Source organism: Ensifer sp. YR511 (assembly GCF_900103045.1).
GTDB lineage: Bacteria > Pseudomonadota > Alphaproteobacteria > Rhizobiales > Rhizobiaceae > Ensifer > Ensifer adhaerens.
The window spans coordinates 276,604-299,582 of the sequence record NZ_FNGR01000004.1; the positions used below are offsets into that span (position 1 = coordinate 276,604).

Genomic DNA, 22,979 nt, shown 5'->3' on the forward strand with positions numbered 1-22,979 from the left:
AAGGTCCGGCACGCGCGGTGGCGCTGCCGAATCGGAGGTCTGTTTGGCCGATATCCTCAAGACGCTTTCGAGGCGTTCTTTCCTGCTTTCCGCCGGTGCCGCGGGCTTCGTGGCCTCATCCGGTCTTGCGACACCCTTTTATGCACGCGGCTACGGCCGGCCGGAATTCATTCACGGCGTGCAATCGGGCGATGTCGATACGTCCTCCGGCATGATCTGGACACGGGTGGATCGCCCGTCGAAGGTGTCGGTCGAATACTCGACCACCGAGAGCTTCTCTAACCCCCTTCGCCTTTCCGATCTGACGGCGACGCCGCAGACGGATTGCGCGATCAAATGTTCGCTCGACGGGCTGCTGCCGGACCAGGATATCTTCTACCGCTTCACCGCCACGGATCTCTACGACGTCAACCGCGTCTCCGCGCCGGTCACCGGCCGGTTTCGCACCGCCCCCTTGCGCAAGCGCTCGATCCGCTTCGTCTGGTCCGGCGACACGGCCGGGCAGGGCTGGGGCATTGATGATGTCGGCATGAAGACCTATTCGACCATGCGCCAGCACGAGCCGGACTTCTTCATTCATTCCGGTGACACGATCTATGCCGATAACCCGATCCCCGACGAGATAGCGCTACGTGATGGCGGTGTCTGGAAGAACCGGGTGGTGACGCACGAGAAGCGCGACGTCGCTCGCACGCTGGAAGAGTATCGCGGCCAGTGGAAATACAATCTGCTCGACGACCACGTGCGGCAACTCAACGCCGTGTGCCCCACATTCTATCAATGGGACGACCACGAGGTGCTGAACAACTGGTCGGCCTCGACCGACCTGCGCGACGACGCGCGCTATCCGGAAAAGGATGTTGCCGTCTATGCGGAGCGGGCGGCGCGGGCGTTCCACGAGATGACGCCGATCCGCATGCCGGCAACGCAGCCCGGCCGCGTCTTCCGCAAGATCGGCTATGGTCCGTTGCTCGACGTGTTCTTCGTTGACCTCAGATCCTATCGCGGCGCCAACCAGGGAGAAGACGGCGGCGGCTCCCTGTTCGGCTGGCGGCAGGTCGACTGGCTTAAGCGCGAACTTGCTGCCTCGCGGGCCACCTGGAAGGTGATCGCCTGCGACATGCCGATCGGTCTCGTCGTCTGGGACGATTACACCAACCGGCGCGGTTCGGACGCGATCGCCAATGGCGACAACGGCCCGCCCGCGGGGCGCGAACGCGAATTTGCCGATCTCCTGCGCTTCGTCCGCGACAACGGCATCGACAACCTCGTCTGGCTGACGGCGGACGTGCACTACACCGCCGCGCATCACTACGATCCGGGGCGCGGCGCATTCAGGGATTTCACGCCGTTCTGGGAGTTCGTGTCCGGTCCACTGCATTCCGGCACCTATGGGCCGAAGGAGCTCGACATGACCTTCGGGCCGGAGGTTCGTTTCATCAAGGCATCCGGCGGCGGCATCGACCAGAACCTGCCGCCATCGGCTGGTCTGCAGTTTTTCGGCATCGTCGATATCAACGGCCAGACGCAGCAGATGACGGTGCGGCTGATGGACCGGCAGGACCAGGAACTCTGGCGCGTGACGCTCGATCCGGCCGCAATTGCATGAGGAATTCGGTCGCGGCCAACAGCTTTGCAAACGGCGTTCGTGAGACCCCTGACGAGTGCAAACCCATGGCCTACCGGCATTTGAACACGACGCTCATGCGCGCGCCCCCCTTTCGCAATCGCAAAAAAACCTGTATGAGCGCGACCATTGAAAAAGCGGCGTGGCCCATCGGGGCTTGCCCTGAACCTTCCGAGACGAAAAATGAGCATTCGTAACATCGCGATTATCGCGCACGTCGACCATGGGAAAACGACCCTTGTTGACGAGCTCCTGAAGCAGTCGGGCTCGTTCCGCGAAAACCAGCGCGTTGCCGAACGCGTCATGGACTCCAACGACATCGAAAAAGAACGCGGCATCACCATCCTCGCCAAGGCGACTTCGGTCGAGTGGAAGGGCGTGCGCATCAACATCGTCGACACCCCTGGCCACGCCGACTTCGGCGGTGAAGTCGAGCGCATCCTGTCGATGGTGGACGGTGCCATCGTTCTCGTCGACGCTTCCGAAGGCCCGATGCCGCAGACGAAGTTCGTCGTCGGCAAGGCGCTGAAGGTCGGCTTGAAGCCGATCGTCGCGATCAACAAGATCGACCGTCCGGACGGCCGCCACGAAGAAGTCATCAACGAAGTCTTCGACCTCTTCGCCAACCTCGACGCCTCTGACGAGCAGCTCGACTTCCCGATCCTCTACGGTTCGGGCCGCGATGGCTGGATGAACGTCAACCCGGAAGGTCCGAAGGACCAGGGCATGGCGCCGCTGCTCGACCTGGTGCTGCAGCACGTGCCGGAGCCGACGGTTGCCGAAGGCCCGTTCCGTATGATCGGCACGATCCTCGAAGCCAACCCCTTCCTCGGCCGCATCATCACCGGTCGCGTTCACTCGGGCACCGTCAAGCCGAACCAGGCCGTTAAGGTTCTCGGCCAGGATGGCAAGCTGCTTGAAACCGGCCGTATCTCGAAGATCCTCGCCTTCCGCGGCATCGAGCGTCAGCCGATCGAAGAAGCGCAGGCAGGCGACATCGTTGCGATCGCCGGCCTTACCAAGGGCACCGTCGCCGACACCTTCTGCGATCCGTCGGTCGCCGAAGCGCTGACCGCGCAGCCGATCGACCCGCCGACCGTCACCATGTCCTTCATCGTCAACGACAGCCCGCTTGCCGGCACCGAAGGCGACAAGGTCACGAGCCGCGTCATCCGCGACCGCCTGTTCAAGGAAGCCGAAGGCAACGTTGCGCTGAAGATCGAAGAATCCTCGGAAAAGGACTCCTTCTTCGTATCGGGCCGCGGCGAACTGCAGCTTGCGGTTCTCATCGAAACCATGCGTCGTGAAGGCTTCGAGCTTGCCGTTTCGCGTCCGCGCGTCGTCATGCACAAGGATGACAACGGCCAGATGCTCGAGCCGATCGAAGAAGTCGTGATCGACGTCGACGAAGAGCATTCGGGCGTCGTCGTGCAGAAGATGTCCGAGCGCAAGGCCGAGATGGTCGAACTGCGTCCGTCTGGCGGCAATCGCGTCCGTCTGGTGTTCTTCGCTCCGACCCGCGGCCTCATCGGCTACCAGTCGGAACTTTTGACCGACACCCGCGGCACGGCGATCATGAACCGCCTGTTCCACGCCTACCAGCCCTACAAGGGCGAGATCGGTGGTCGCGTCAACGGCGTTCTGCTTTCGAACGACGCCGGTGAATCGGTTGCCTACGCGATGTTCAACCTGGAAGACCGCGGCCCGATGATCATCGACGCCGGCGAGAAGGTCTATGCCGGCATGATCATCGGCATCCACACCCGCGACAACGATCTCGAAGTGAACGTGCTCAAGGGCAAGAAACTCACCAACATGCGCGCTGCCGGCAAGGACGAAGCTGTTCGCCTGACGCCGCCGATCCGCATGACGCTCGAGCGCGCGCTCTCCTGGATCCAGGACGACGAGCTGGTCGAAGTGACGCCGAAGTCGATCCGTCTGCGCAAGCTGCACCTCGACCCGAACGATCGCAAGCGCTTCGAAAAGGCCCGCACGGCTGGCGCTGCCTGATCGATCCTGATCGATCCTACGACTTTCAGAAAAACCCCGGAGCGATCCGGGGTTTTTTGCTGTGTGTGCCACCGATGGGCGACTTGCGGATAAAGTTAAAAAGGCGTTAACCTTCCATTGGGTGCCGTTAAAGTTGCCTGTGGGTTAACGCAGGCTGGCAACCGGGCGGGATTCCTGTTCGCCTTGTGTGTGTTTAGAGTCGCGAGTCATGAAGACTGTTTCGATAGAGATTCGGCCCGGAGAGCCGCAGGAAGCGTCGGCAATTGCCGATGTGCACCGCGTTTCGTGGCTGCAGACCTATGGCGGTCTCATTCCCCATCGTCCGCTCGTTCAGATGGTCAATCGCCGTGACGAGACCTGGTGGCGCAAGGCGACCCGCGGTCCTGCCACGCTGCTCGTCGTCGACGTCGCCGGAACCATCGCCGGCTATGCAACGCTCGGCCTCAGCCGCGCCAAGGCCCTGCCGCAGGAAGGCGAGATCTACGAGATCTACCTGAGGCCGGAATACCAGGGCATCGGCCTCGGGCGCATTCTCTTCGGCGAGGCCAAGAGCCTGCTGCGTTCGCTCGGCTGTCGTGGCCTCGTCGTCTGGTGCCTCGAAGACAGCGAGCATGCCTACCAGTTCTTCCAGGGTGCCGGCGGCACCGATATCGCCGAAGGCATGGAAGATTTCGGCGACAAGCACCTGAAGAAGGTCGGCTTCGCCTGGAACTAGGCCCGACGCCTCCGCGACACTGAAATCAAAGACTTACTCAGGCAGTTCGTTGTTGGGATCGGCCGCCTTGTCGCCCCGCGTGCCGTGATAGGCGGGCTTGTCGACGCCGCAGCGGAAGGTCGGTGCCACCTCGTCGGCGATCTTGCGGGCGAATGCATTCGTATCGGGATTGGCAAGCGCATCGACATAGCCGGCGACGCAGCCCTTGCCGTCATCCTTCTCGGCCACCTTGGAAATGACGAGCACCTGCCCCTGAAGTGCAGGAACCGAAGCGCCGGACGCGTCCGTGTTCTCGATGAACCAGCGCAGGATCGTCGCTACGGCCTTGCCATCCTTGGCAACCCGCCACTCCACGGTCGTGCCGGCGTGGTTGAATGGAATGAAACTCTCGAAAGCGTCGTCGGCATAGCGCTGGTTCAGGTGACCGAACGAGACACTCTGGCGGATGTCGGCTTCCTTGAAGCGAACGGGATAGTCCGCATGTCCGGGGCAGGTCATCAACGCGTACATGCCCTCTTCTTCGGCGATCGTCTTGCACTTGTCGCGGCCGATGTCGGTATAGACGCTCTCATTGGCCAAGACGGGGCCGGCGGACAAAAGCACCAGCGCCAGGCATGCAACCCTTCCGTTCATACGAAACTCCCTCAAACGCGATTGGCAGACCTGTAGAGGTCGATGGGCAGGCGCAAAACGACCGGTTGAATCTGCGCTACGGACGAAAGTTATGTTGCATCGCGGCATGTTTCCCTTTATCCGACGGGCAAACTTCTCAAACCGACCCTGGAGTAGATCCATGCGCATCGACGCGATTTCCATCGGAAAGAATCCACCAGAAGATGTCAACGTGATCGTTGAGGTTCCCGTCGGCGGCCATCCGATCAAGTACGAGATGGACAAGGAAGCCGGCACGCTGGTCGTCGACCGCTTCCTCTATACGCCGATGACCTATCCGGGCAACTACGGCTTCGTGCCGCATACGCTCTCGGACGATGGCGATCCGATCGACGTTTTGATCTGCAACACCCGTCCGCTGGTTCCGGGCTGCGTCATCAATGTGCGCCCGATCGGCGTGATGATGATGGTAGACAATTCCGGTCAGGACGAGAAGATCATCGCCGTTCCGTCGGGTCACCTAACGCAACGCTACGACAAGGTTCACGAATATACCGACCTGCCGGAAATCACGCTGAAGCAGATCGAGCACTTCTTCGAGCACTACAAGGATCTGGAGCCCGGCAAGTGGGTGAAGATCTACGGCTGGAAAGATGCTTCCACCGCCCGCCAGTTGATCAAGGAAGCCGTCGAGCGCGCCAAGGGCGCCAAGTAAGCTCTATCTGCCGGCCAGTTCGGCAAGGCGTTTCATCAGATCCTCCGGGTCGCTCTCGATCCGGAGGATTTTTTTGCGCTGCGTTTCGCCTGAGATGAGGGAGAGCTTGCTCTTGGCAAGCCCGAGCGTCTTGGCAAGAAAGGCAAGCAGTGCCTGATTGGCCTTGCCTTTCTCCGGGACCGCGCGGACGCGCACTTTCAGATATTCTTCGCCATCAGCAGCCGCTTCCAGCCCGTCGATGGCATCACGGCCGCCGTTCGGCGTCAGGCGCACCGTCAGGCGAACATGGTCGCCATGCGCGGTGAAGGCCGTGCTACTCACCCTGCACCTGGCCGGCCGTCGTCAGCCCAGCAAGGCCGGCGCGATCGTCGTGTTCAGGAAAAGCTGGATGAAATAGAGGATTACCAGAACGACCAGCGGCGAAAGGTCGACGCCGCCCATGTCGGGCAGGATGCGGCGGATCGGGCGGTAGAGCGGCTCGGTCAACTGGTAAAGCGAGCGGCCGATCATGTTGATCGCCTGGTTGTTCACGTTGATGACATTGAACGCGTAAAGCCAGGAAAAGATGGCCGACGCGATGACCAGAAACCACGCGATGTTGATGATGAAGTTCAAGGTGCCGATAACAGCAAGCATGCCGGTCTCCAAATCGTTATTGACAGACATGTAGACATTGAGACCTAAACGAGCAAGTACGCCGGTTTATCGGGCGCGATCATGTTTAACGTGTGGCCGCTCGACAGTCGGTGCCGACGAAAGCATGTCGCGATCCTTCAGATGCGCTGCCTGCCTTTTGAATATTGACGTTTCACTTGTCGTTATCGCAAAACCGCGACCCAGTTTTGCGCGACCCGCTTCAGGAGCGACTTCCTCATGTCCGCCGTCCATGCCTCGCATCGTTTTGCCGCGTTTCGGCATGTCGGCTATCGTCGCTACTTCTTCTCGCGCTTCCTCGCCTATTTCGCGATCCAGATCATCTCTGTCGCCGTCGGCTGGCAGATCTACGATCTGACGCGCGATCCCTTCGATCTCGGCTTGATCGGCCTTTTCCAGTTCCTGCCATCGCTGGTGCTGATCCTCGTCACAGGATCCGTGGCCGACCGCTACAACCGGCGCATGATCATGGGCGTCTGCATGGTGGTCAGCACGCTTTGCGCAGCGGCGCTGCTCGCGCTGACAGTGACCGGGCTGTTTTCGCCGTGGCCGGTCTATGCGGTTCTCGTGGTCTTCGGCATCGAACGTGCGTTCCTTGCGCCCGCGTCGCAATCGCTGGCACCAAACCTCGTGCCCCCGGAAGATCTGCCCAACGCGATTGCCTGGAACTCCACCTCCTGGCAGACCGCGATGATCGTCGGCCCGGTCGCGGGTGGTCTCATCTACGCGCTCGGCGCGGTCTTTCCTTATGCCATCGGCTTCTGCTTCTTCCTCGCCTCCGCATTCATGGTCTTTGCCATTCCGAAGCCGGCGACGCGCACCCAGGCCTCGGCGCAAAGCTGGCAGACGATCACCGCCGGCTTCCGCTACATCAAGGCGGAGAAGGTGGTGCTCGGCGCCATATCGCTCGACCTTTTTGCAGTGCTGCTCGGCGGCGCCGTGGCGCTGATGCCGGTCTTTGCCCGCGATATCCTCGACCTCGGCCCCTGGGGGCTCGGCCTGTTGCGCGCGGCCCCGGGTGTCGGCGCCGTTGCCATGGCGGTCTGGCTGGCGGCGCACCCGATCCGCCATCGCGCCGGTTTCTACATGTTCATCGGCGTGGCGCTCTTCGGTCTCGGCACCGTTATCTTCGGCCTTTCAGCGACCCCCTGGGTCTCGATCGCGGCCCTCGTCGTCATGGGTGCTGCCGACATGGTATCGGTCTATGTGCGCGAGACGCTGATCACGCTCTGGACGCCGGACGAACTGCGCGGCCGGGTCAACGCCGTCAACATGGTCTTCATCGGCGCGTCGAACGAACTTGGCGAATTCCGCGCCGGCATGATGGCGTCCGGCTTCGGCGGGGTCTTTGCCGTCGTCTTCGGTGGCATGGGCACGCTGCTCGTCTCAGGGCTTTGGGCGCTTGGCTTTCCGCAATTGCGCAAGATCGATACGCTCGACGTGCCCGATCACCACAAGTAAGCGGTGCGAGCGGACAGCACGTTACACGCTTTCCGCCTTTTCTCCCGGCCGTTCATCGCGCAGGAAGATCAACTCAAGGAAGTTTTCCATCCAGGTGCGCAGCGGCCCGTCGTGCTGCATGCGTCCGTCGAGATGGGCCTTGCCCACCTGGGCACCGGGCATCTCGAAGCGATGGGCGCCGTGCACCACCCAGCGATGCATCATCGCGCGAGTGAGTTCGCCGTGGAACTGGATGCCCCAGGCATTGTCGCCATAGCGGAAGGCCTGGTTGGGATATGTGTCGCCGGTTGCGAGCAACTCGGCACCGGAAGGCAGGTCGAAGCCTTCGCGGTGGAAATGGTAGACCATGGCCGGCCAGTCCATCAGCGCCTTGCCGGCCTCGGTCGCAACCAGCGGATACCAGCCGATCTCGGTCATGCCCTCGTGATGGGGTGCCACCGAGCCGCCGAGGTTGCGCGCCAGCATCTGCGCGCCGAGGCAGATGCCGAGATAGGGCTTGTTTTCCTTGAGCGGCACGGAAAGCCAGTCGATCTCGCGGCGGACGAACTCTTCCTCGTCATTGGCGCTCATCGGACCGCCGAACACGATCGTGCCGCTGTGCCGTTCCAGCGTTTCCGGCAGATCGTCGCCGAGCGCCGGACGACGGATGTCGAGCCCAAAACCCTTCTGCTCGAGTATCTGGCCGACGCGGCCGGCGCTCGATCGCTCCTGATGCAGGATGATCAGGACGGGTTTTCGGGCGCTGTCGTCGGGCATCGGCATTTCAGTTATCCTGTTGTGACTCGGCTTTCTCGACCGTGTCGCTTCTGGCCGCCGCCTCCTGGCGCTGCAACACCCGGTCGCGACCGGAAACGCCGAGCAGATCGGCAATACGCCAGATCACGTGATCTTCCATCTCACTGCGCTCGCCATCGGCATAGACGACGTCCCAGAGCATGCCGACGAGTTCGACGCGTTGCTCCTCGGAGAGGTGACGCTTGAGCTCGGCGGTGAATTGGTAGAAGTCGATCGCCTCGCTCTCGGCAGTCTCGCCGGCTGCGATCAAAGCGGAGAGCGAGGCATCGTCGAGCTTGTAATGCTCCTTGATGACCTTGCGCATCTTGCGCCGCTCGGACGCGAGGATCCGGCCGTCGGCCTCCATCACCTGGAAACAGAGAGCGATGACCGCCACGCGCGGATCGCCATGCTCTATGCGCTTCGCCGGGCCGGTCAGACCATCGAGAAACGTCCGTAAGCGTTCAAACATGTATTTTGCCACAACCCCTTGAGAACTCAGAACAATCGGAAAGTCGTCTTTTCCGGCGCCTTCTCGCCAGCGGCCGGATCGCGCACGCCGGGGTCATCCGGCGGGCGGCCGAAGAAGGGATCGGGCCTGTGCTCGCCATTCGCACCCTCTTCCTTCTCCGCCTTGACCGGAGGCTTGTCGGCAACCGGTTCCGGCGCCTTGCGTTCGGCGACCTTGATCGGCTGCGGTGCCGGACGCGGCTCCTCGCGCTCGGCCTCCAGGATCACCGGCGTCTCACTGCGCCGGGCTGCGGGTGCGGGCTGGTGCACATGCGCCTCCACCACGGCGGGCAGGCTGCGGATCGCCTCGTCGGCGTTCGACTGGTCGTGGTCGACGGTGGCCGAAAGCGTATGCGGTGGCGCTTTCCATTCAAAGGCATCGAGCCGGCCGCTCACCGGCGAGACCGGCAGCCAGGTCGGCGAGGTCACGCCGTCGGCGGTCCAGGCCGGATCGCGCGGGCTCTTCAGCGCCTGCGCCATCCAGTGACGGATGCGGCCCTCGTCGCCGGTGTCGGCCTCTTCGATGTCGGCAAGCAGCAGGAAGATGCTCTCGGTCGGGTCGAGCCGGGCGGCGGCTTCCGCCTTGGTGCGCGCCAGAAGCAGTTCGCGCGCTTCGAGCGCGGCTTCGGCGACGGCAGCCATCGCCACGGCATTGTTGGGCTTCAAGGCTTCGAGCTTGCGCGCCCGTTTCAACCGGTCGACCGCAGTGTCGCCGCCGCGGGCGCGCACGTAGAGCCGGGCCACGTCCGGATGCGGCTCGTGCTTCCAGTTCTTCTCCAGGATCGAGGTGCCCTTGCGCAGGTTGTCCTCGCGAAACAGCGCCTTGGCGGCCGTCAGCGCCGCCGGCACGAGATGTTCGTCGAGCTTCAGCGCGGCAAGCGCATCGTCCCGCGCACCTTTCACGTCGCCCTCGAGCTTCGTCATTGCGCGCGCCGTCAGCAGCACTGCCTTCTTGCGATCGGCTTCCTTGCGATCGACCACGTGGGCGACACGGCTCTGGTCGAGCAGACGCAAAGCATCGTCCCACTGTCCCGCTTGGCTTTGGCTGTCGAGGGTTGCAAGCGCTGCCCAGGGCAGGTGCGGCGACTTTTCGGCGGCGCGCTCGGCATATTGCCGCGCGGCCTCGTGGGCGCCGAGCCGCTTGGCCTCGAGATAAAGGCCGCGAAGCCCGAGTTCGCGCGTCTCCGGATCGTCGGCCATCAGCTCGAACTTGCGGCGGGCGTCGTCGTACTTGCCTTCGATCAGTGCGGTCTGGGCTTCGAGCAGGTGGATCAGCGGTTCCTGGTCGGCGCTGATCAGGCCGCGGGTGCGGGCGGTCATCTTGCGGGCAAGATTGGCGTCACCGGCGCCGGCGGCGATCAGGCCGGTCGACAGCGCCTGGTAGCCGCGGTCGCGCTTGCGGGCGCGGAAATAGCGGGTGACCGTGTGCGGCGAAAGCCAGATGGTGCGCACCAGCCAGACGACGATCAGCACCGCGGCAATCAGCGAGATCAGCAGCGATGCCGCGCGCATCAGGCTCATCTCGATCAACTGGCCCTGCCAGACGACCGAAAGTTCGCCCGGCCGGTCGGCGAGCCAGGCGAAGCCGAGGCCGAGACCAAGCACGATCAGGATGAAAATCAGAATGCGGATCATATCTGGTTCCCTCAGCCTTCCGTGCCTGGTTTTGCCATAGTCGCAGCGACGGCGGCATCGATCGCGGCTTCGACCCGCAAACGCTGGTCGAGCTTGGCCTTGAAAGCCTCGCCCGCCGGCTTGGCGGTGTCGGGCACGCCATTCCACTCCAGAGCGGCGCCCTTGAGGTCGCCATTGTTCAGCTTGTCCTCGATCCGGGCGATGACGGCTTCGGGCGTTTCACCCTCGACGCTGCCGACGGGACGCACGCGGATGCCAGACATGGCGCTGGACACCAGCCGGTCGAAGATACCCTCGTTCGGGTCGGGCTGGTTGAGAGCGTCGAGCATGGCGTCGGCGGTTTTCGGGAACTCGCGGCGCAGATCCGTGCGGGTCGGCACGCCGACCTGGGCATCCTGGGCGAGCGCGGCGACGGCCTGTTCGTCCGGCGCGATGCTGCGCAGCGCGTCGAGTTCGGCGAGGAAAGGCCCGCCGCGATCGATCGCCGACTTCAGTGCAGTGACCGCAACGGCTTTCGCCATCTGGATATCGTTGACCGGCTCGTTGAGCTTCTGCTCGGCGGTCTCGATGCGGCTCGTCAGTTCCGCCTTCTCGGCGGTCGCCGACTGCTGCGCATCGGCGAGCGCCGTCTTCAGACCTGCAAGCTCCTTGGTGAGATTGTCGACTTCCGCCTTCAGCGTCTCGACCTCGGCGCTCGGCGCGCCGCTCGCAGCCGGTTGGGAGGCCGACTGTTCGAGCGCGGCGATACGACCTTCGAGTGCGGTGTTGTCGACGACGGCTGCGGGGGTGGGCAGCGCCGCGATCTGGTCGCGCAGGGCCTGCAGTTCGCCGGAAATGTTCTGCTCGACGCCGCGGGTCGGCCCAAGTCCAGGCACGATGCCGGCATATTGCAGGCCGCCGAAGCCGAGCAGCGTCACGAGACCGCCGACGATGCCGGCTGCGAGCGCACCGGAGTTCGATACCGGCTTCTGCGGCGGTGCCGGTTCGGGCTCGCGGGCCACATGCGGCGGCTCTTCGGCGAAGACGGCCGCGGCCGCGTCGGCAGCGGCATCGGCGCGCTGCTCCTCGATTTCTTCGTCCAGGCGGGATCCGGCGGCGCTGTCGTCGCTGGTGTCCCTTATCGGCTCATCCGTCTCGGCTTTGTGCGCTGTGTTTTCGGCCGCAGCGTCTGCCAGCGTCTCGCCGGTTGCTTCCGGGCCGGCCGGTTCCGCAACGGTTTTCTCCGCTTCGAGGTCGATCGTCAGCGGTTCCTTCTCGGACTTCGAGCGGCGCGGCGGGTTTTCCGATACCATGGTGACCTCTTACCGTTAGTGCCTGTCGGCTCTTCCTTCAAACCTAGTCAGCCGGAACGGTGAGGGAAAGCCCCTCCGTTCCGTTTTTGGATGAATTCGATGTTAGAGAAGACTGAAAAGGCTGTCTTCATCGGGCCTTGCGGCGGTCTCCGCCACGACGTTACCCGGCAGCGCCTCGGCCACCACGGGGCTGAGGCAGAGGTAGCGCGGCGCAAAGGAAGCAGCATTGACACCGGCTTCGGAAAGCAGGCGAACGAACTGTCGCGCGGTCTCTCGCGAGTATAAAAGCACGGCGTCGGGACGGCTGCTCCGCCGCAGATCTTCGATCGCGGCGCGCGAATGGGCGATCGGCTCCATGCGGTAGCACTCGACCGTCCGGTGCTCTATGCCGCGTTGTCTCAGCCCCTTTTCCAGCCCTTCGGAGCGCGGCGTTCCTGCCAGATAGAGCAGGGGAAGTGGCGGCAGCGTGTCGATGGTCGCGCCGATTAGGTCCGCCAGGGACTGGCCGGTACCCTCCGCTATGCGCAGATCGGAGAAACCGAGCCCGGCTGCTGCTTGCGCCGTGGCGGCGCCCACGCAGAAGCACGGGGTCGCCAGATGCTGTGACAGGTCTGCATCTGACGATACGAGCATCCGAATGGCTTCGGCGCTGGTGAGCACGATCGCCGCATGCGGCACTTCAAGCGCGGCAACGGAGACGGCAGCAAGATGGGTCGCCTGCATCAGCGGCAGCAGGATCGGCCGGTGGCCGGCGGCTTCCAGCCGGCGTACCGTCGCCTCGGCGGCGGGGAGCGGCCGGGTGACGAGCACGCGCATGGCTTTAAGTCCAGCTTGCAAAGAAGCCGGGGCCGGCCTTGGCGCGGATCTCTTCTCCGGCCTTTTGCCCAAGCGCTTCGGCGTCGGTGGCCTTGCCCTCGATCGTAACCCGGTGATGGGTCTGGCCGTCGGGCGTGAGGATCATGCCGGAAAAGCTGAGATGGGTGCCGTCCGAGGTGGCGAGACCGGCGATCGGCGTGCGGCACGAGCCGTCGAGCGTCGCGAGGAAGCCACGCTCGCAGGCGACTGCCTCATGGGTGCGGGGATCGTCGATGGCTGCGAGCAGGTCGTTGATGCGGCTGTCGCCGATGCGGCTCTCGATGCAGATCGCGCCTTGGGCCGGCGCCGGCGGGAATTCCTGGGGGTCGAGCAGTTCGGTCGGAACGTCGGTCATGCCGAGACGCTTGAGGCCCGCATAGGCAAGCAGTGTCGCATCGACCTGGCCCTCGGCGAGCTTTCTCAGCCGCGTTTCCACCTGGCCGCGATAGGTGATGACATTGATATCCGGACGCAGCCGGCGGATCAGCGCCTGGCGGCGCAGCGACGACGAGCCGACGGTCACGCCTTGCGGCAGTTCCATCAGTTTTTTTGCCGTCCGACCGATGAAGGCATCTCGAATGTCCTCACGCGGCAGGAAGGCGGAAAGACAGAGGCCGTCAGGCAGTTTCGTCGGCATGTCCTTGGACGAATGCACAGCGAAATCGAGTTCGCCCGACAGCAATTGTTGCTCGATCTCTTCGGTGAACAGGCCCTTGCCGCCGATCTCGGCGAGCGAGCGGTCGGTGATCCGGTCGCCCTTGGTCGAAAGGATGACGACCTCGAACATTTCCGGCGCCAGACCATGCGCCGCTGCGAGGCGATCGCGCGTTTCATGGGCTTGAGCGAGCGCCAGCGGGCTGCCGCGCGTGCCGATCCGGAAAGGTTTTGTTTGCATCAAAGGCTATCCATTGTTACCGGAGTTCCGTGTACCCACCTTTCGGTGCGACCGCAATCTTTGAGTAGTTCCCGATGTCTCCGCCCCTGCGCATCCTCGGCATAGAAACAAGCTGCGACGAAACCGCCGCTTCCGTCATTTTGCGCGATTCCGACGGTAAGGGCCACATCCTCGGCGACGTGGTCTTAAGCCAGCTGGAAGAGCACAGCGCCTATGGCGGCGTGGTTCCGGAGATCGCGGCGCGCGCCCATGTGGAGGCGCTCGACACGCTGATCGAGGAAGCGCTGCTCAGGGCCGGCGTCACGCTTTCCGACATCGACGCCATTGCTGCGACAAGTGGTCCCGGTCTGATCGGCGGCCTGATCGTCGGGCTGATGACCGGCAAGGCGATCGCGCGCGCAACCGGCAAGCCACTCTATGCCGTCAATCACCTCGAAGGCCACGCGCTGACCGCGCGGCTGACCGATGGGCTCTCCTTCCCCTATCTGATGCTGCTCGTTTCCGGCGGTCACACGCAACTGATCCTCGTCAAGGGCGTCGGCGAATACGAACGCTGGGGCACGACGATCGACGATGCGCTCGGCGAAGCCTTCGACAAAACGGCCAAGCTGCTCGGCCTCCCCTATCCGGGTGGTCCGGCGGTCGAGCGGGCAGCACTTGCCGGCGATCCGCAGCGTTTCGATTTTCCGCGACCGCTCGTCGGTGACGCCAGGCTCGATTTTTCCTTTTCGGGATTGAAGACGGCGGTGCGCCAGGCGGCGCAATCGCTGGAGCCGGTAACGGAGCAGGACATCGCCGATATCTGCGCCTCGTTCCAGCGGGCGATTTCCCGCACGCTCAAGGATCGGGTCGGGCGCGGCCTGAAGCGCTTCAAGGCGGAGCATGGCAGTGTGGCGCGCCCGGCGCTGGTGGTTGCCGGCGGTGTCGCCGCCAATCAGGTGCTGCGCTCGACGCTGCAGACCTTGTGCGCGCAGTCCGGTTTCGACTTCATCGCGCCGCCGCTTTCGCTCTGCACGGACAACGCGGCAATGATCGCCTGGGCCGGTGCCGAGCGGCTGGCGGCAGGCATGGCGGCCGACGGCCTTGATGTCGCGCCGCGCTCGCGCTGGCCGCTCGACGCCCAGGCGCAGGCGCTGCTCGGTTCGGGTAAACGCGGCGCCAAGGCGTGACAAGATCTAAAGCATACGGATAGAGCATGAACGACATTTCCAAGAACGGGCCGAAGATCGTCGTGGTCGGCGCAGGCGCCTTTGGCACCGCGCTCGCCGCGGTTGCCGCCTCGACCGAAGGCAGCGACGTGACGCTGCTTGCCCGTCGTCCGGAGATTGCCGAATCCTGCCGCGACACCGGCCGCAATGAGGACGCCCTGCCGGGCATCGACCTGCCGCCGGCGCTGAAGCATACGGCCGATGTCTCGGTTCTTGCCGATGCCGAGGTCGTGCTCTTCGTGATGCCGTCGCAGGCGCATAGGGATGCGGCGAGACAGTATGGTCCTCATATCAATGCGGCTGCCACGATCGTCACCTGCGCCAAGGGTATGGAGCAGGCGACGGGACGGTTGCTGACCGACGTGCTGGCGGAGGAGCTGCCCGGCCATGCAGTCGGCGTGCTCTCCGGTCCGGGTTTCGCCGCCGATATCGCCAAGGGCCTACCGACGGCTATGGTGGTCGCCGCGGCCGATGGTCAGACGGCGACGATGCTGGCCGAGGTGCTCTCGGGTCCGACCTTCCGGCTCTATCCCTCGCAGGATCGCATCGGCGTGCAGCTCGGCGGCGCGCTGAAGAATGTGCTGGCGATCGCCTGTGGCATCGTCGAGGGCGCAGGCCTTGGCGACAGCGCCCGTGCCGCGCTGATCTCGCGTGGCCTTGCGGAGATGTCGCGCTTCATTGCTGCCGAGGGCGGCGAGGCCGATACTGTGCGCGGTCTCTCCGGCCTTGGCGATCTGGTGTTGACGGCGACCAGCCACCAGTCGCGCAACCTGCGTTTCGGCATCGCGCTCGGCAAGGATGGTCGCGCCAGCGGACGCAAGGGCGAACTGGTCGAAGGCGCGTTCGCCGCATCGGTTGCTGCCCGCGTTGCCCATGATCTCGGCGTCGAAATGCCGATCACCGAAGCGGTGGCGGCGATCATCGACGGCAAGCTCGATGTCCGCACCGCGCTCGAACAGTTGATGACCCGCCCGATCACTCAGGAATGAAGGGAGCGGCGATCTTCCGCCCGCATCCCGCGCCAACGAAAACTCTAGGAGGAAGCATGCTCTTCGCACTTCATTGTACCGACAAGCCAGGCGCGCTGCAGCTTCGGCTCGATACCCGCCCTGATCACGTCGCCTATCTCAACGATCTTAACGCCAAGGGCATTTTGAAGATGGCCGGTCCGTTCCTCGGCGACGACGGCAAGCCGACCGGTAGCCTGGTGCTCGTCAAGGCAGAGACGATCGACGAGGCGCGTGCGATCGCCGAAGCCGATCCCTATGCCAAGGCCGGGCTCTTTTCCAATGTCGAGATCAAGGCCTTCAACTGGGTCTTCAACAATCCGGAGGCTTGAGACCAAGATGGCGCATTGGCTCTACAAATCCGAACCGTTCAAATGGTCCTGGCAGATGCAGAAGGATGCCGGCGCCAAGGGCACCGAATGGACCGGCGTGCGCAACTATCAGGCGCGCAACAACATGCGGGCGATGCAGATCGGCGACAAGGGCTTCTTCTACCACTCGAACGAAGGGCTTGAGATCGTCGGCATCGCCGAGGTCTGCGCGCTGTCGCATCCGGATTCGACCGCCGAGGGTGACGCCCGCTGGGACTGCGTCGATATCCGCGCGGTTGTCGACATGCCGCGGCCGGTGACGCTGAAGGAGATCAAGGACAATCCGAAGCTCGCCAAGATGTCGCTCGTCACCTCCATGCGCCTGTCGGTGCAGCCGGTGACCGAGGACGAATGGCTCGAGGTCTGCCGCATGGGCGGGCTCGACAATCCGCCGCGTTAGTCTTGTTTTCCGCCTGTCCGGGACGCTCGGGCAGGCGCGGAGAGTTTTGTGAAGACCGATCCGGAAAGCTTCATCCTCGAAAACACCGATGTGCTCACGCCGCCGCATGTGCCGGAGATCCGTCTGCATCTGGCGACCGAAGCGCATGAGCTCTGGCTGAAGACCGAGGAAGAGTTGCAGGAGATCGGCCTGCCGCCGCCGTTCTGGGCCTTCGCCTGGGCCGGCGGGCAGGGGCTCGCCCGCTACATCCTCGATCACCCCGAAGCGGTGCGCGGCCGCCGTGTCGTCGACTTTGCCTCCGGTTCGGGTCTGGTGGCGATCGCGGCGATGAAGGCGGGTGCAGTATCGGTGCTGGCCGCCGATATCGACCCCTGGGCGGAAACGGCCGTCCAGCTCAATGCCGCACTCAACGGGGTCACGCTTTCCTATACCGGCGAGGACATCACTGGCCGCGATCTTGAAGCCGAGGTCTATCTCGCCGGCGACGTCTTCTACGACAAGGCTTTTGCCGACCGGTTGAAACCGTGGTTTTCGGGACTTGCCGCGAACGGCGCCTCGGTGATCGTCGGCGATCCAGGACGTTCCTATTGCCCGCGCGAGATGATGACGGCGCTTGCCAGCTACGAGGTCCCCGTCACCCGGGCGCTGGAGGACAGCGAGGTCAAGCGTACCACCGTCTGGCGCTTTGGCACGGCCGTACGCGATTAATTATACCCGCACTTCCGACGATGCCCCCGATCATCGAAACCGTTGGCCTGACGGGCTGATATCGCTGTAGCTGCGATTACCGGCGGATGACGCAGACGCCGTGTTCGTAGGTGCAGGAACCGTTCATGGTCTGTGGCGTGACGTTGATGATCTTGCCGCGTTTCGCCTCGGGCGGCGGTGCAATGTCTGCCTCATCCGCGTAGCCGTAGTCGCCTTCCTGGCTGAAATAGATGCCGTTGCCGACGTCGACATAGGCCGAAATGCCGCCGACATAGGTGCCGATACCAGGAATGATGTCCGGATATTCATCACCGCCATAATAGCTCGGGCGATAGTCTCGGCCTTGGTTGCTCGATGTCCAGATCTCGCGCCCGGCCTGATCGCGCCCCCATCCGCCGCCATTGCCCCACCGCTCGGGATAGGCCCGATATTGCGGCAGGCGGACATGGCGGGTGCGGGTCGAGACCTGCGGCGGCACGTCAGAGATGCCTGGGCGACCGTCGTGCCTGCGGGCGTCGGATGTCCAGTAGTCGCGACCGGCTCCGTCGCGCACCCATCCGCCACGATGCTCCGGCCGTCCGGCGTAAGCGCCGGGGTAGGGGCGGTAGCGCGGCAGGCGAACGTGCCGGGTGCGCGTGTTCACTTCCGGCGGGCCACCGTTGGACGCCCAGTCGCGGCGCGGTCCGCGATGGCGGTCCCAGTCGTTGCGATAACCCCTCCGGTCGAAATCGTGACGTGGATAGCCGTGATCGGCGTTCATCCTGACATGGCGTGTTCGTGTCTGTACCCCCGACAGTCCGCCCCGGTCTCGAGCTTCCATCGGGATGTAGCTGGTGGCGATGACCAGGCCGGCAAGCGCTAGCACTTTGGTCGCATGGATTGCCCTGAACAGAATCATTCTGCTCGCCCTCCGGGTGACGCTTAACAAATCGTTAAGGGCACTCTGGGCCACATCGTCGGGAAAGTCACGGAATTGCTTGGCTTTTTGTCGCTATCGTTAACGCCGGCCCATGTCTTCGGCTGGCAGGAAAATGGCGCAATTCGTCTAATCGATTAAATTGATTTTGCACCGCAAACACACTTGTCGTTAAGCTTTATGGTGATTAAAGGTCCGAATGACTGAATTGCGCACAATCAGGTGCGATACCGGACTAAAATCGTCCAGTTTTTTGGGCGGAAATCCGGGCATTCCGTGAGGTTCCGATGACGAATGTCACAAGAAGCCGGCCACTCTCGCCGCATCTTCAAATCTATAAACCTATCCCGACGATGGTCATGTCCATTGTGCACCGCATCACCGGTGGTGCGCTCTACTTCGGGACCATCCTCGTCGCCTGGTGGCTGATCGCCGCTGCGTCGGGTGCTGCCTATTACGACTGGGTCAGCTGGCTGTTCGGTACGCTGATCGGCAAGCTGGTGCTGTTCGGCTATACCTGGGCCCTGGTGCACCACATGCTCGGCGGCTTGCGCCACTTTGCCTGGGATCTCGGCTACGGCTACGAGAAGCACTTCGCCACCAGGATGGCCAAGGCAACGATCATCGGTTCGGTGGCGCTGACGCTGCTGATCTGGGTGGTCGGCTATCTCGTTCGCTGACTGAGGGAGAATACTCATGGATATGCGCACTCCTCTCGGCAAGGTTCGCGGTCTTGGCTCGGCCAAGGAAGGCACGGACCATTTCTGGCGCCAGCGCCTGACGGCCGTCGCCAACGTTCCGCTGTTGATCTTCTTCGTCATCTTTCTCGTTCGCTACGCAGGTGCGCCCTATGCGGATGTCGTCGCCGCGCTCGCGAACCCCTTCGTCGCCGTCGTCATGGCGCTCGTCGTGCTCTCGGGCCTCGTTCACATGCGGCTCGGCATGCAGGTGATCATCGAAGACTACGTGCATGGTGAAGGCATGAAGATCGTGCTTCTCATGCTCAATACATTTTTCACGATCGCGGTTGGCGGGCTCTGTCTCTTCGCCATCCTGAAGATCGCTTTTGCAGGGTAATTTCGCCATGGCATCGAACAGTTCACCCGCTGCAAACGGCAAGGCCTATCAATATGTCGATCACGCCTTCGACGTCGTCGTCGTCGGCGCCGGCGGTGCGGGCTTGCGCGCGACGCTCGGCATGGCCGAGCAGGGTCTGAAGACCGCCTGCATCACCAAGGTCTTCCCGACCCGCTCGCACACGGTTGCCGCCCAGGGCGGCATTGCCGCCTCGCTGCAGAACATGACTCCGGATAGCTGGCAGTGGCACCTCTACGACACCGTCAAGGGTTCCGACTGGCTCGGCGACGTCGACGCCATGCAATATCTCGCCATGGAAGCGCCGAAGGCGGTCTATGAGCTCGAACACTATGGCGTGCCGTTCTCGCGCAATGCCGAAGGCAAGATCTACCAGCGGCCCTTCGGCGGCCACATGCAGAACTACGGCGAAGGCCCGCCGGTCCAGCGCACCTGTGCTGCTGCCGACCGTACCGGCCACGCGATCCTGCACACGCTCTATGGTCAGTCTCTGCGCAACAACGCCGAGTTCTTCATCGAGTATTTCGCGCTCGACCTGATCATGTCGGATGACGGCCGCTGCACCGGCGTCGTCGCCTGGAACCTCGACGACGGCACGATCCATCGCTTCTCCGCCAAGATGGTGGTGCTGGCGACCGGCGGTTACGGCCGCGCCTACTTCTCGGCGACCTCGGCGCACACCTGCACGGGCGACGGCGGCGGCATGATTGCACGCGCCGGCCTGCCGCTGCAGGACATGGAATTCGTCCAGTTCCATCCGACCGGCATCTACGGTGCGGGCTGCCTGATCACCGAAGGCGCACGCGGCGAAGGCGGCTACCTCGTCAACTCCGAAGGCGAGCGCTTCATGGAGCGCTATGCGCCGTCCGCCAAGGACCTTGCCTCGCGTGACGTCGTCTCGCGCTGCATGACGATGGAAATCCGCGAAGGCCGCGGCGTCGGCAAGAACAAGGATCACATCTTCCTGCACCTGGATCACCTCGATCCGGCCGTCCTGCACGAGCGCCTGCCGGGCATCTCGGAATCGGCGAAGATCTTTGCCGGTGTCGACGTGACCCGCGAGCCGATCCCGGTTCTGCCGACGGTGCACTACAACATGGGCGGCGTGCCGACCAACTACTGGGGCGAAGTCCTGAATGCTGACAGCCAGAACCCGGAGCGCATTGCGCCCGGCCTGATGGCCGTCGGCGAAGCCGGCTGCGCCTCGGTACACGGCGCCAATCGCCTCGGCTCCAACTCGCTGATCGATCTCGTGGTCTTCGGCCGTGCCGCCGCCATCCGCGCCGGCCAGGTCATCGACCGCAACGAGCCGGTGCCGGAACTCAACAAGGCCGCCTGCGACCGGATCATGGACCGCTTCGACCGCCTGCGTAACGCCAATGGCTCCACGCCGACCGCCGTGCTGCGCGAAAAGATGCAGCGCGCCATGCAGGAAGACGCGGCCGTGTTCCGTACCCAGGAATCGCTGGAATCGGGCTGCAAGCGCATCTCGGCGATCTGGAAAGAGATGCCCGACATCAAGGTCACCGACCGCTCGATGATCTGGAACTCGGACCTCGTGGAGACGCTGGAACTCGAAAACCTCATGGCCAACGCGATCACGACGATCTACGGCGCCGAAGCGCGCAAGGAGAGCCGTGGTTCGCACGCCCGCGAGGACTACACCGAGGGTCCGCTCGGCGGCCGCGACGACGTCAACTGGCGCAAGCACACGCTCGCCTGGGTCAACGAGGCCGGCGACGTCAAGCTCGACTACCGCCCCGTCCATACCGACCTGATCGCCGACGGCATCGATCCCAAGAAGATCGAGCCGAAGGCCCGCGTCTATTGATCTTGAGGAACAAGCCACATGGTTGAACTCGCTCTCCCCAAGAACTCGCAGATGACGGAAGGCAAGGTCTGGCCGAAGCCTGCCGGCGCGACCAACGTTCGCGAATACCGCATCTATCGCTGGAACCCGGATGACGGTGCCAATCCGCGCATCGATACCTTCTACATCGATGTCGACGATTGCGGCCCGATGGTGCTCGACGGTCTGCTCTACATCAAGAACAAGATCGACCCGACGCTGACGCTGCGCCGCTCCTGCCGCGAAGGTATCTGCGGGTCGTGCGCCATGAACATCGACGGCACCAACACGCTTGCTTGCACCAAGGGAATGGACGAGGTGAAGGGTGCGGTAAAGGTCTATCCGCTGCCGCACATGCCGGTCGTGAAGGACCTGGTTCCCGACCTCACCAACTTCTACGCCCAGCACCGCTCGATCGAGCCCTGGCTGAAGACGGTGTCGCCGACGCCGGCCAAGGAATGGAAGCAGAGCCACGAGGACCGCCTCAAGCTCGACGGCCTCTACGAGTGCATCCTGTGCGCCTGCTGCTCGACCTCCTGTCCGAGCTATTGGTGGAACGGCGACCGTTACCTCGGTCCGGCGGTTCTGCTGCAGGCCTACCGCTGGCTGATCGATAGCCGCGACGAAGCGACCGGCGAGCGCCTCGACAACCTCGAGGATCCCTTCCGCCTCTATCGTTGCCACACGATCATGAACTGCGCCCAGGCCTGTCCGAAGGGCCTGAACCCGGCCAAGGCGATCGGCGAGATCAAGAAGATGCTGGTCGAGCGCCGTGTGTAATCGGCCGGACCGGACATGAAGTTTTGGAAACGGCGGGCCCTGGCTCGCCGTTTTCTGTTTTGCGCCTCTCCAGGGCGGCGGACAATTCGTGATTGTGCCGATGCGGGAGAGGCGGGCCGACGGCAGGAGGCGATGATACGCAGCGAGGACGTGGCGCGCGATCCGGCCCTGCGGACGTTTCAATCCTGCAACAGGTCGCCAGGAATCGTCGTCCCTTGATTTGTCAGGTGGATTTGCTGTATTTCGGCCTATATTATCGCGTTGCATCATGGTTCGCGGACACGAACAGGAGTAGGGATATGCGGGTAATTCATGCGGCGGCGGGGCTGGCGGTTGTGCTTGCGCTGGCCGGATGCCAACGGACGTCGATGGGCGGTTTCAGCTCCCAGGACGCCTCGCCCGCTCCCATCCAGGCCGCACCGGTCCCTTCGGTTTCGTCGAACCAGCTTCCGGCACCAACCGGAAACACGTCGCAATTCCCGGCTGCACCGGCGAGCGGCACGGCGGTTGCCGGCGGCGCTGTCCAGCAGCCCGGCACGCAGGTCGCCGCGGCTGCAGGTGGCGGGCTCGACGTCACCAAGGAAGCGATGGTCGGCAACTGGCGCGTCTCCAGCGCCGGCAGCTCCTGCGACATGTTCCTGACGCTCACCAATCTTGGCTCCGGTTCGCGCGGCGGCACCCGCGGTTGCGCCGGCGAGCTGACGACCATGGGCTCCTGGGAAGTGGCCGGCAAGCAGGTGGTCCTCAAGGACCGTAGCGGCAATGCCATCGCCCGCCTCTACAAGACGGCCGACGCGCGTTTCGACGGCTCGACCAATGGCGGCCAGCCGGTCAGCCTCAGCCGCTGACGCTTCTCCAGCCCGGTCTCATGCCGGGCTTTTGTTTTCCGT

The 22,979-nt window shown here is 63.7% G+C and carries 25 protein-coding genes; 15 read left to right on the top strand and 10 right to left on the bottom strand.

Annotated features, from left to right (window positions below; all coding sequences use genetic code 11):
• Window positions 1–43 precede the first annotated feature (43 nt).
• The 3 genes from BLU15_RS10805 to BLU15_RS10815 all read left to right on the top strand — a co-directional run bounded on the left by BLU15_RS10805 (window position 44) and on the right by BLU15_RS10815 (window position 4,352).
• A complete protein-coding gene (locus BLU15_RS10805; protein ID WP_090295292.1) occupies window positions 44–1,609 on the top strand; it encodes an alkaline phosphatase D family protein in 1,566 nt (521 codons plus the stop codon).
• 201 nt (window positions 1,610–1,810) lie between these two features.
• Window positions 1,811–3,637: a translational GTPase TypA gene (gene typA / locus BLU15_RS10810; RefSeq protein WP_034802622.1), complete on the top strand. Its 1,827-nt coding sequence runs from the start codon at window positions 1,811–1,813 to the stop codon at window positions 3,635–3,637.
• A 208-nt stretch (window positions 3,638–3,845) separates the two neighbouring features.
• Window positions 3,846–4,352, top strand: a complete 507-nt coding sequence (locus BLU15_RS10815; RefSeq protein ID WP_034802619.1) for a GNAT family N-acetyltransferase — start codon at window positions 3,846–3,848, stop codon at window positions 4,350–4,352.
• 33 nt (window positions 4,353–4,385) lie between these two features.
• On the opposite strand, the gene BLU15_RS10820 is transcribed toward BLU15_RS10815, so the two are convergent.
• Entirely contained in the window at window positions 4,386–4,985 is a 600-nt protein-coding gene (locus BLU15_RS10820; protein ID WP_090295293.1) for a hypothetical protein, read from the bottom strand.
• 160 nt (window positions 4,986–5,145) lie between these two features.
• On the opposite strand from BLU15_RS10820, the gene ppa reads away from it, so the two are divergent.
• Window positions 5,146–5,679 carry an inorganic diphosphatase gene (ppa, locus tag BLU15_RS10825; RefSeq protein WP_090295295.1) on the top strand — a complete coding sequence of 178 codons (534 nt, stop codon included), beginning with the start codon at window positions 5,146–5,148 and terminating at the stop codon, window positions 5,677–5,679.
• A 3-nt stretch (window positions 5,680–5,682) separates the two neighbouring features.
• On the opposite strand, the gene BLU15_RS10830 is transcribed toward ppa, so the two are convergent.
• Together BLU15_RS10830 and BLU15_RS10835 are read right to left on the bottom strand one after the other, a co-directional pair.
• Window positions 5,683–6,000, bottom strand: coding sequence for a DUF167 domain-containing protein (locus BLU15_RS10830; protein WP_090295297.1), 318 nt, complete (start codon window positions 5,998–6,000; stop codon window positions 5,683–5,685).
• Between the two features lie 21 nt (window positions 6,001–6,021).
• Complete coding sequence (locus BLU15_RS10835) at window positions 6,022–6,315, bottom strand: YggT family protein (protein WP_089044330.1); 294 nt, start codon at window positions 6,313–6,315, stop codon at window positions 6,022–6,024.
• A gap of 237 nt (window positions 6,316–6,552) precedes the next feature.
• Between BLU15_RS10835 and BLU15_RS10840 the strand changes: the two genes are divergently transcribed.
• On the top strand, window positions 6,553–7,794 hold the full coding sequence (locus BLU15_RS10840; protein WP_060521413.1) for an MFS transporter: 1,242 nt from the start codon (window positions 6,553–6,555) through the stop codon (window positions 7,792–7,794).
• Window positions 7,795–7,815: 21 nt separating this feature from the next.
• Here the strand turns inward: BLU15_RS10840 and BLU15_RS10845 are convergent, their stop codons facing one another.
• From BLU15_RS10845 to hemC, 6 genes are all read right to left on the bottom strand, one after another.
• Complete coding sequence (locus BLU15_RS10845; protein ID WP_371589731.1) at window positions 7,816–8,556, bottom strand: glutamine amidotransferase; 741 nt, start codon at window positions 8,554–8,556, stop codon at window positions 7,816–7,818.
• A 1-nt stretch (window position 8,557) separates the two neighbouring features.
• Window positions 8,558–9,040, bottom strand: coding sequence for a tellurite resistance TerB family protein (locus tag BLU15_RS10850; RefSeq protein ID WP_090295299.1), 483 nt, complete (start codon window positions 9,038–9,040; stop codon window positions 8,558–8,560).
• Window positions 9,041–9,066: 26 nt separating this feature from the next.
• On the bottom strand, window positions 9,067–10,713 hold the full coding sequence (locus BLU15_RS10855; RefSeq protein WP_090295301.1) for a heme biosynthesis protein HemY: 1,647 nt from the start codon (window positions 10,711–10,713) through the stop codon (window positions 9,067–9,069).
• Between the two features lie 11 nt (window positions 10,714–10,724).
• Window positions 10,725–12,005, bottom strand: coding sequence for a COG4223 family protein (locus BLU15_RS10860; RefSeq protein WP_090295302.1), 1,281 nt, complete (start codon window positions 12,003–12,005; stop codon window positions 10,725–10,727).
• 102 nt (window positions 12,006–12,107) lie between these two features.
• Window positions 12,108–12,821 carry a uroporphyrinogen-III synthase gene (locus BLU15_RS10865; protein WP_090295304.1) on the bottom strand — a complete coding sequence of 238 codons (714 nt, stop codon included), beginning with the start codon at window positions 12,819–12,821 and terminating at the stop codon, window positions 12,108–12,110.
• Between the two features lie 4 nt (window positions 12,822–12,825).
• Window positions 12,826–13,755, bottom strand: a complete 930-nt coding sequence (gene hemC / locus BLU15_RS10870) for a hydroxymethylbilane synthase (RefSeq protein ID WP_089044334.1) — start codon at window positions 13,753–13,755, stop codon at window positions 12,826–12,828.
• A 74-nt stretch (window positions 13,756–13,829) separates the two neighbouring features.
• On the opposite strand from hemC, the gene tsaD reads away from it, so the two are divergent.
• Genes tsaD through BLU15_RS10895 form a run of 5 tightly spaced genes read left to right on the top strand, consistent with a single transcriptional unit; the run spans window position 13,830 to window position 17,449 of the window.
• Window positions 13,830–14,924 (top strand): tRNA (adenosine(37)-N6)-threonylcarbamoyltransferase complex transferase subunit TsaD, encoded by a 1,095-nt coding sequence (tsaD, locus tag BLU15_RS10875; protein WP_077968123.1) that lies wholly within the window; start codon window positions 13,830–13,832, stop codon window positions 14,922–14,924.
• Window positions 14,925–14,950: 26 nt separating this feature from the next.
• The gene (locus BLU15_RS10880; protein WP_090295306.1) at window positions 14,951–15,952 is read left to right on the top strand and encodes an NAD(P)H-dependent glycerol-3-phosphate dehydrogenase; all 1,002 of its coding nucleotides are present in this window, start codon (window positions 14,951–14,953) and stop codon (window positions 15,950–15,952) included.
• A gap of 56 nt (window positions 15,953–16,008) precedes the next feature.
• Window positions 16,009–16,302, top strand: coding sequence for a YciI-like protein (locus BLU15_RS10885; protein WP_034802587.1), 294 nt, complete (start codon window positions 16,009–16,011; stop codon window positions 16,300–16,302).
• A gap of 7 nt (window positions 16,303–16,309) precedes the next feature.
• Complete coding sequence (locus BLU15_RS10890; protein WP_090295307.1) at window positions 16,310–16,741, top strand: EVE domain-containing protein; 432 nt, start codon at window positions 16,310–16,312, stop codon at window positions 16,739–16,741.
• 48 nt (window positions 16,742–16,789) lie between these two features.
• Window positions 16,790–17,449 (top strand): class I SAM-dependent methyltransferase, encoded by a 660-nt coding sequence (locus BLU15_RS10895; protein WP_090295309.1) that lies wholly within the window; start codon window positions 16,790–16,792, stop codon window positions 17,447–17,449.
• 76 nt (window positions 17,450–17,525) lie between these two features.
• On the opposite strand, the gene BLU15_RS10900 is transcribed toward BLU15_RS10895, so the two are convergent.
• Window positions 17,526–18,347, bottom strand: coding sequence for a hypothetical protein (locus BLU15_RS10900; RefSeq protein ID WP_090295311.1), 822 nt, complete (start codon window positions 18,345–18,347; stop codon window positions 17,526–17,528).
• A 305-nt stretch (window positions 18,348–18,652) separates the two neighbouring features.
• On the opposite strand from BLU15_RS10900, the gene sdhC reads away from it, so the two are divergent.
• The 5 genes from sdhC (at window position 18,653) to BLU15_RS10925 (ending at window position 22,937) form a co-directional block, all read left to right on the top strand.
• Window positions 18,653–19,045, top strand: a complete 393-nt coding sequence (sdhC, locus tag BLU15_RS10905) for a succinate dehydrogenase, cytochrome b556 subunit (RefSeq protein ID WP_060586452.1) — start codon at window positions 18,653–18,655, stop codon at window positions 19,043–19,045.
• Between the two features lie 16 nt (window positions 19,046–19,061).
• Window positions 19,062–19,442 (top strand): succinate dehydrogenase, hydrophobic membrane anchor protein, encoded by a 381-nt coding sequence (sdhD, locus tag BLU15_RS10910; RefSeq protein ID WP_034802578.1) that lies wholly within the window; start codon window positions 19,062–19,064, stop codon window positions 19,440–19,442.
• Window positions 19,443–19,449: 7 nt separating this feature from the next.
• A complete protein-coding gene (sdhA, locus tag BLU15_RS10915) occupies window positions 19,450–21,291 on the top strand; it encodes a succinate dehydrogenase flavoprotein subunit (RefSeq protein WP_060521403.1) in 1,842 nt (613 codons plus the stop codon).
• Window positions 21,292–21,309: 18 nt separating this feature from the next.
• Window positions 21,310–22,089: a succinate dehydrogenase iron-sulfur subunit gene (locus tag BLU15_RS10920; protein ID WP_034802573.1), complete on the top strand. Its 780-nt coding sequence runs from the start codon at window positions 21,310–21,312 to the stop codon at window positions 22,087–22,089.
• A 299-nt stretch (window positions 22,090–22,388) separates the two neighbouring features.
• Entirely contained in the window at window positions 22,389–22,937 is a 549-nt protein-coding gene (locus BLU15_RS10925) for a protease inhibitor Inh/omp19 family protein (protein WP_034802570.1), read from the top strand.
• Window positions 22,938–22,979 lie beyond the last annotated feature (42 nt).